Below are 6,884 nucleotides of genomic sequence, written 5' to 3'. Positions count from 1 at the left end.
AATGAACTCGCTTCGCTCAGACAGCATTTTGTTCCGGGCGCTCACATACGCTGGTTTTCTTAACGCAAATCGTTATGAGGCCGGGGGGCGTTCTTGGGAATGGTTCTGTGGGTTAATATGTATTGCCCTAACCTTTTTGCTGCCATTGTTTATTAGTTCTTCTCCTTGGGGGAGAAGGTGCCCAACGGGCGGATGAGGATATTTTTTACGCTCAAGGCTTTCCGTCCTCAGTAGCCGGACAGGCCTAGATACGTCTACTGCCGTTAATATTTCGCTAACAGCCTTAAGCCTTTTGCCTTTAGCTTTTTACCTTCAGCTTAACAGAACTAAGCTTTCCTTTTTGATTTTTCCCAGGCCGCGGATTGTTGACCCTTGAAGTATCTGATAGTCCCTGCTAAGGCAGCATAATTCATTAAACAGAAGTAATAAGGTATAAAGAATATCTTCATCTTAATTTTCTTTTTCTCTAAGAACCAGCCGAATAATGCAGCCAGATAAAACACTATTTGAAGTGTTAAAATGATGCCATAGAACTTTAACTCGGGATAATTAATAACGATTGCGATATTAAGAGCAAAAGCTAAAACCATTAAGCTTGGCGTCACAGCCCATCTTAATACTTTATGACTGATGTATTGGAAAGTTAATATTGGATTTCTGAAAGGATTGGCGGCTTTTTTCAATCTGAAAATGGACTGTATTCCCCCTGCAGAGATTCTGATTTTCCGTTTCAGCTCTTCAGCCGAGTTTTCAGAAGCGGTTTCTAGTGCGTATGCGCCTGCTTCATAGGCAATAATGTGGCCTTTTTCTGCAATTCGCATAGCAATCATATGGTCGTCGATAATGGTGTCGCTTTCTACAGGTTGATATAACTCCTTCCTGATACTGAACAATTCTCCGGCAGCAGCTACATTAGAATACAATTCGTAATCCCACTTTTTTAATTTAGATTCATATTTCCAGTAAAAACCTTCTCCTGCAGAGCTGGCATCAGCTTTTTCATCTATCTGGATTCTTTTTTCTCCGGCTACAGCACCTACTTTGGGATTTTGGTAATGTTTTACCAAATTTATAATAGCGTTTTTATTTAAATAAGTGTTGGCGTCTGTAAAGACAATAATTTCTGATTTGATGAAAGGAATTGCTCTTTTAATAGCAGCCATTTTTCCGGCTCTGTTATCTTCATGAAGCAGATCTACTTCATGATCTTTTGCTATAATCTCGGGAGTAGCGTCAGATGAGCCATCTGTTATAAACAAAACCTGTAATTTATCTTTGTCATAATTAAGCTCGAGGCAGTTCTTTATTTTCTCTTCAATAAAATCTTCTTCGTTATATGCCGCAATTAATAAGGTTACAGAAGGAAGGGGAGAATGCGGATCAAATATTTTTTTCTTACTGAATACAGATTTGAGTCTGACCAAAGTAAAAAGTAACAAGCCGTAACCAATGAAACTATAGAAGATGATAAATATACAGATCCAGAAAAAAGTAATCATATTGATATTCTAGTTAGGAATTTTGTAACCAAGGCTTCTACTGCTTTTAGAATGTGTAAAATTCCATAATAAACCTTTAACCACCCATTTTGCAAGATCTTTCCTTTTGTTTTTACGATAATTTAAATACATTCTTGGGCAGGCGATAAATGCATAATAAATATTGAATATCAGTGTATTTATAAACCCGGTGTTCTTTCTGATAAATAACATTCTGTTTCTCGTAAGGAAGTAAGTCTTTAACGGACTCTCTTTTCCTACGCTGATAGATTCTTTGTGAAAGATATGAGTACTTCCGGTGAACCATATCTCTTTACCTATTCTTTTGAATTTCTCGCACCAATCCAGTTCTTCGTAATAAAGAAAATAGTTCTCTTCCATATAACCTGCCTGTTCCAGATCAGACTTTCTGCACATTGCTGCGGCACCATGGCAATATCCGGTCTCTCTGGTTTGTGAAAATTGCCCGTTATTAATTTCAAATTGTCCAATACAGCTATTTCTGGCCGTTAAGTAGTTCATAGGGGTAAATCCGGCATATTGTACCAGGTTTTTTCTATCGAAATAAAGAATCAAAGGCGATAATATACCCATATTAGGATTGGATTCGAACTGATTTATCATGGTTTCTATAAAGCCTTCAACTACTTCTGTGTCGTTATTCAAAAGTAATATATACTCTCCTTTAGCTACTTTAAAGCCGAGGTTATTGCCACCGGCAAAGCCCAGATTTTTATCAGACCTGATGAAAATTATATCCGGAAAAAGTTCTTTAAAAGCATTTTCATGGTTATTTTTACTTCCATTATCAACAACTATAATTTCTAAAGGAAAATCCTTGTAATATGTATTGATAGAGTTTAGTAATTCAATAGTAACCTCAGGCTGATTGAAATTGACAGTAATAACGGAAACTTTGACCATTAAAGAATAGAAAGATTATATTTGACCAAATTAACAAGATTTTGTCCAAAGAAAAAAACATATCAAATCAGATTAAGCAATTCGATGATTTAGCCAAACAAAATCTTGCGGTAGAAAAACATTTAGATGAGCTTCTGAAACTGTTGGATAAGAGTGATTTGGATTCTTCCAGTATTAAGCAGATGCAGAATAAATTTAATTCAGTTATTGAGAAAAAGCTTAGTCAGAAAGAAGTAATTTCCGAAATTAAAGAAGTAAGTATGCTTGATATCGATAACCTGGAAAAATTGAATCAGCTGGAGATTTTACTGAATAATAATTATATCGATTCCAGGCAAGCTAAAAAATTAAGACTTAAAGAAACCGTAGCTAAAATTACGCAAATCATAATCGGTTTTTTGATGATAACCTTAGGTTTTGCAATGGTTGTTTTACCTGCACCGCCTTATTTCGAGATGTTCACAATTTTCCATTTTACCTATAATGATGGTTTCACCTTAATGGATTTGATATCGCTGATAATAATTGCTACCGGAATATATATAGTTATCAAATCTTATCTTAAATTTAATAACGAATAAGCTTAATAATACATTGAATAACAAAATACTTTTGGTAGACGACGAACTTTTTCAGCTAAAGGTGCTGGAAAGGCAGCTTAAATCTCACGGGTACATATGTAAGATTGCTATTTCTGTAAAACAGGCAGAAGAAGTTCTACAAAATTTTGTGCCCGATTTAATCATATCAGATTATGATATGCCTGAAGTGAACGGCTTTGTCTTCAGAGAAAAAGTTTTGCAAAACGAGGCTGTTAAAGATGTTCCTTTTATATTCCTGACCTCTTTTAACGATAATGAATTGATTCAAAAAGGTCTGGATTTAAATGCTTTAGATTATATTCCGAAAGATATTCCCCCTTCTCAGCTAATTGCCAAAATTAAGAACATCATGAAAGCGGTTGAAGAGCAGCACCAAAAATCGCTTTCTGAGTTGCGCAAGGTAGCAGAGAAGCTAAATTTAAAGAACATTCCATCAGAAGCACCGGAATTGAATAATTTTGATATTCAGTTTTACAACCAGACTTATCAGAATTATCCGGGTGGAGATTTTATCGACATCATCAAAATAAACGAACGATATACCTTTGTTGTTCTTGGAGACGTAATGGGGAAAAAATGGGGCGCATGGTTCTTTTCATTCAGTTTCTTAAGCTACATTCGTTCTGCTATCAGAATCTGTGTTTTTGATGGAAACTTATCGCTGTCGGGCATTTTAAATAAAATTAATAAAGTTGTTTATTACGATGATTTTTTTGATGATGTTTTTTCGACATTAAGTATTGTATTGATAGATGATGAAGCTGGGAATGTGACCTATAGCGGTGCAGGTGATTTGCCACTTTTAAAATATGAAGGAGATACGAAAGAGTTATCTGCGTTCCAGTCTGATGGATTACTTTTAGGTTTTTTTGAGGACGGAAATTATGGCGAACAGGTAATCCCGGTAGATGAAGGTGATGAGATATTTATGGTATCTGATGGGATGATGGACTTTGAAATAGATGGCAAGAAGAAATCTAATCTCGGACTACTGAAGGAGAAACTTTTGGAATACAAAAAAACGGGTGTGTCATCGGAAGAAATTAAGAATTTACTGTTCGATAAACACAAAACACAGATAGACGATTGTAGTTTTATTATACTAAAAAGAAAATAAGAATGAAATTAGAGGAGAAAGATCTGGGTAATGATATATCGCTGATCACGATAGAAGAAGCAGAAGCCAACTTAAATATTGCAGATGATTTTAAGAGTAAGATTATTGAAAAAATAGAGTCGGGAGAGCGGAACCTTATTATTTCTTTTAAAAAGGTAACCTATATAGATAGTTCATTTTTAGGAGCTTTGGTGTCTGTATTAAAAGCTTTGCTTGCTGTGAACGGAAAGCTGGTGCTGGTAGATGTAAATTCAAACATTTACAGCCTGTTTGAAATTACAAGGCTAAACAAAGTTTTTATTGTAGAAAGTTCCCTGGAAAAAGCTATATCCCATTTTGGATGATTGATAAACCTTACTTAATGTTATTTGAAGCTCCGAAAGCCGCAGAGGATATTGGCCCCTTTGTTGATGAATTGGTACGTCAGACAAAAGGTATAATACCGCTTTCTTTCTTACACGAAAACAAACTTCGTTTTATTGTTATTGAACTTTGTACCAACTACATCAAGCATGGGAAGAAGAAAGATTGTTTTTTTGAATTTAAGATTGGTCAGAGAGAAATTTTAATCAGGAAAGAAATTAAGGGCCATCATTTTAAAGCAAACCTGTTAGATAAGCTTGGCGATGCAGAAACCAGTTGTATAAAAGAAATCTTTTTTTCAGAAACAAATAATCACTATATCGAAGTAGTTACTGAAAATAAATTCAGATTTCTGGATCCAATTAAATTAGGTTTGCCTACAGATAGTCTCAAGGATCATTTTGGTTTGCACATTATTACTGTTTGTTCGGAAGATTTTATTTACGAATTTGAAGATGACGATGAAACAGAAGTGTTTTCTGTAATACTTAAAGTTTAATAGTTGTGCAAAATAACTCCCATTAATGCGTAATGTGGATTATATTCCTCAGTTTTTAATTAAATAAAATGTAAGATATTCTCTCGGAATCCTTTTGATACAATACTGGAGGCACTTTTTTAATAAGTGTAAACCCTACGTGAAATTGGAGCATTGTTTGCATCATTTGAGGTGTCTTTAAGATAATAGATAAGATAATATGAAAATAAAATACTTTTCCATTTTAGCCATTGCTTTTTTTGCCGCCTGTAAGAAGGACGATGTTCCGGTAAGTGATACAGGAAAAAGTTTGAGTGAAGTTAATATTTCGGCTCAGTTTGACTGGAAAACCACTCGTGAGGTGAATTTTAGTTTTGGTGTAAGCGATTCCAGATTTTCTAACAAAAAACATGTGATTACCGTTTACAACGGTGATCCAAATAAAGGTGGTCAAATTATTTTAAAAGGTTCTGCGACGCAGATAGAGCCATATAATACAAAAATTGCATTGCCAATAACTATGACTCAGGTTTATGTGGTTAAAACCGCTCCTGATGGCAGTGCAGTATCTGGCCCGGTTAACATCACATCAGCAAGTGTGTCTGTCGCAATTAGCGAAAATGGTGTAGTTGGTCCTGTTTCAGGAGTTAAATCTGTTAAATCATCTGCATATGGAGCTTCATTATTAAGTACTCCGGTTGCAGAAACAAGCCCGGCAGTTCCTACAGGTGCAATAGTTGTTTCTACAAGCTACCAAAATGGTTATAATTTCGAAGCGAATAAAACCTATGTTATCAGTGGGAATAACATTGAAATCAATAACATTAATGAGGTAAGAGGTGCGGTATATGTAACCGGTACCAATGTGGCTTTAAGAGGTGCTAAATTGCTTGCAGGATCTGAATTATATATTTTAAACGGAGCATCTGTTAATTTCCAGAATTTCAATTATAACGGAAACGGAAATGCAATATTTAAAATCTTTGGAACAGTAACGGGTTTAGATAACTTACATGTTAAAGGAACATTTTATAATACAAGAGATTTGAAGATTAACGGTGTTCTTTATGTTTCACAAGGAAGTACTGCAACAAACTTCGGTTCTGTATTAGAAGTAACCTCTAACTTAGACAATGCGGGTACTTTTAATAATCACGGTGTACTAACTGTTAGAGGAAACCTTAATTCGAATAACAATAATCCTGTGTTTTTAAATACTGGTACAGTTAATCTTTATAATAATTCTACTTATACAGGAACTTTCACAAATGACAATACATTTAATGTGGTAAGCGGTGAGGTTAACCTGAATGGACCTAACATGGTTAATAATGGTACATTAACCGCCCTTGAATCAAAAATGAATGTTTCTGGTACTTTTTCTAATAACGGTTCTGTAACTGTGAAAGAGCTTAATAATACAGGCTCTGGAAAAATTATCAATAACTGTAAATGGTGGGTTTTAACAAACTTCAATAATGATAATAGATTTGATAATTACAGCTATCTGCAGGTAGATAATGGAAGTAATCTGAAAGGTACTTTCAACCTATATAATGGCGCAATGTTATCTACAAAATATCTTTGGGCTGCAGATGGTATTATTGAAGGTTTTGGTAACGATACATCATTGGTAAAAGTTATTACTTCGTCTAATGAAGGTGTTTCTGCAAATGGCGGCGTGAAATTTAAAGGTAAATTTCAATACTGTGACCCTAGTCGTACTATAAATCCATCCAGGTTTGATGGTGTAGCAAAACAAGGTTGTGGGGTTTATATAGCGAAGACTTCTTGTAACACAGTTGGTAATGGAACAGCTCCTGCACCAGTAAAGCCGGATACAGATGGTGATGGTATCATTGACGAGGAGGACGATTATCCGAACGATCCTGAAAAAGCAT

At 35.0% G+C, this 6,884-nt stretch carries 8 protein-coding genes; 6 read left to right on the top strand and 2 right to left on the bottom strand.

Annotated elements, in window-relative coordinates:
- On the top strand, nt 1–196 hold a 196-nt coding region (locus ABWO41_RS13680), incomplete at its 5' end, for a hypothetical protein (protein WP_353139052.1).
- A gap of 130 nt (nt 197–326) precedes the next feature.
- On the opposite strand, the gene ABWO41_RS13675 is transcribed toward ABWO41_RS13680, so the two are convergent.
- Nucleotides 327–1,499 carry a glycosyltransferase family 2 protein gene (locus ABWO41_RS13675; RefSeq protein WP_353139049.1) on the bottom strand — a complete coding sequence of 391 codons (1,173 nt, stop codon included), beginning with the start codon at nt 1,497–1,499 and terminating at the stop codon, nt 327–329.
- A 9-nt stretch (nt 1,500–1,508) separates the two neighbouring features.
- Complete coding sequence (locus ABWO41_RS13670; protein ID WP_353139046.1) at nt 1,509–2,423, bottom strand: glycosyltransferase family 2 protein; 915 nt, start codon at nt 2,421–2,423, stop codon at nt 1,509–1,511.
- A 41-nt stretch (nt 2,424–2,464) separates the two neighbouring features.
- Here ABWO41_RS13670 and ABWO41_RS13665 point away from each other — a divergent pair, with 41 nt between their 5' ends.
- The 5 genes from ABWO41_RS13665 to ABWO41_RS13645 form a co-directional block, all read left to right on the top strand.
- The gene (locus tag ABWO41_RS13665) at nt 2,465–3,004 is read left to right on the top strand and encodes a hypothetical protein (RefSeq protein WP_353139043.1); all 540 of its coding nucleotides are present in this window, start codon (nt 2,465–2,467) and stop codon (nt 3,002–3,004) included.
- 13 nt (nt 3,005–3,017) lie between these two features.
- A complete protein-coding gene (locus ABWO41_RS13660; RefSeq protein ID WP_353139040.1) occupies nt 3,018–4,142 on the top strand; it encodes a SpoIIE family protein phosphatase in 1,125 nt (374 codons plus the stop codon).
- A gap of 2 nt (nt 4,143–4,144) precedes the next feature.
- Nucleotides 4,145–4,486: an STAS domain-containing protein gene (locus ABWO41_RS13655; RefSeq protein WP_353139037.1), complete on the top strand. Its 342-nt coding sequence runs from the start codon at nt 4,145–4,147 to the stop codon at nt 4,484–4,486.
- Nucleotides 4,483–5,004, top strand: a complete 522-nt coding sequence (locus ABWO41_RS13650; RefSeq protein WP_353139034.1) for a hypothetical protein — start codon at nt 4,483–4,485, stop codon at nt 5,002–5,004. The genes ABWO41_RS13655 and ABWO41_RS13650 overlap by 4 nt, the downstream gene beginning before the upstream one ends.
- A gap of 199 nt (nt 5,005–5,203) precedes the next feature.
- Nucleotides 5,204–6,884, top strand: a 1,681-nt coding sequence (locus ABWO41_RS13645) for an LruC domain-containing protein (RefSeq protein WP_353139031.1), incomplete at its 3' end; no start/stop codon positions are given.

The sequence above is a fragment of the Pseudopedobacter sp. genome, from assembly GCF_040392825.1.
Classification (GTDB): domain Bacteria; phylum Bacteroidota; class Bacteroidia; order Sphingobacteriales; family Sphingobacteriaceae; genus Pseudopedobacter.
Note: the sequence above shows the minus strand (reverse complement) of the source record. Positions and strands in the feature narration are given on the sequence as shown.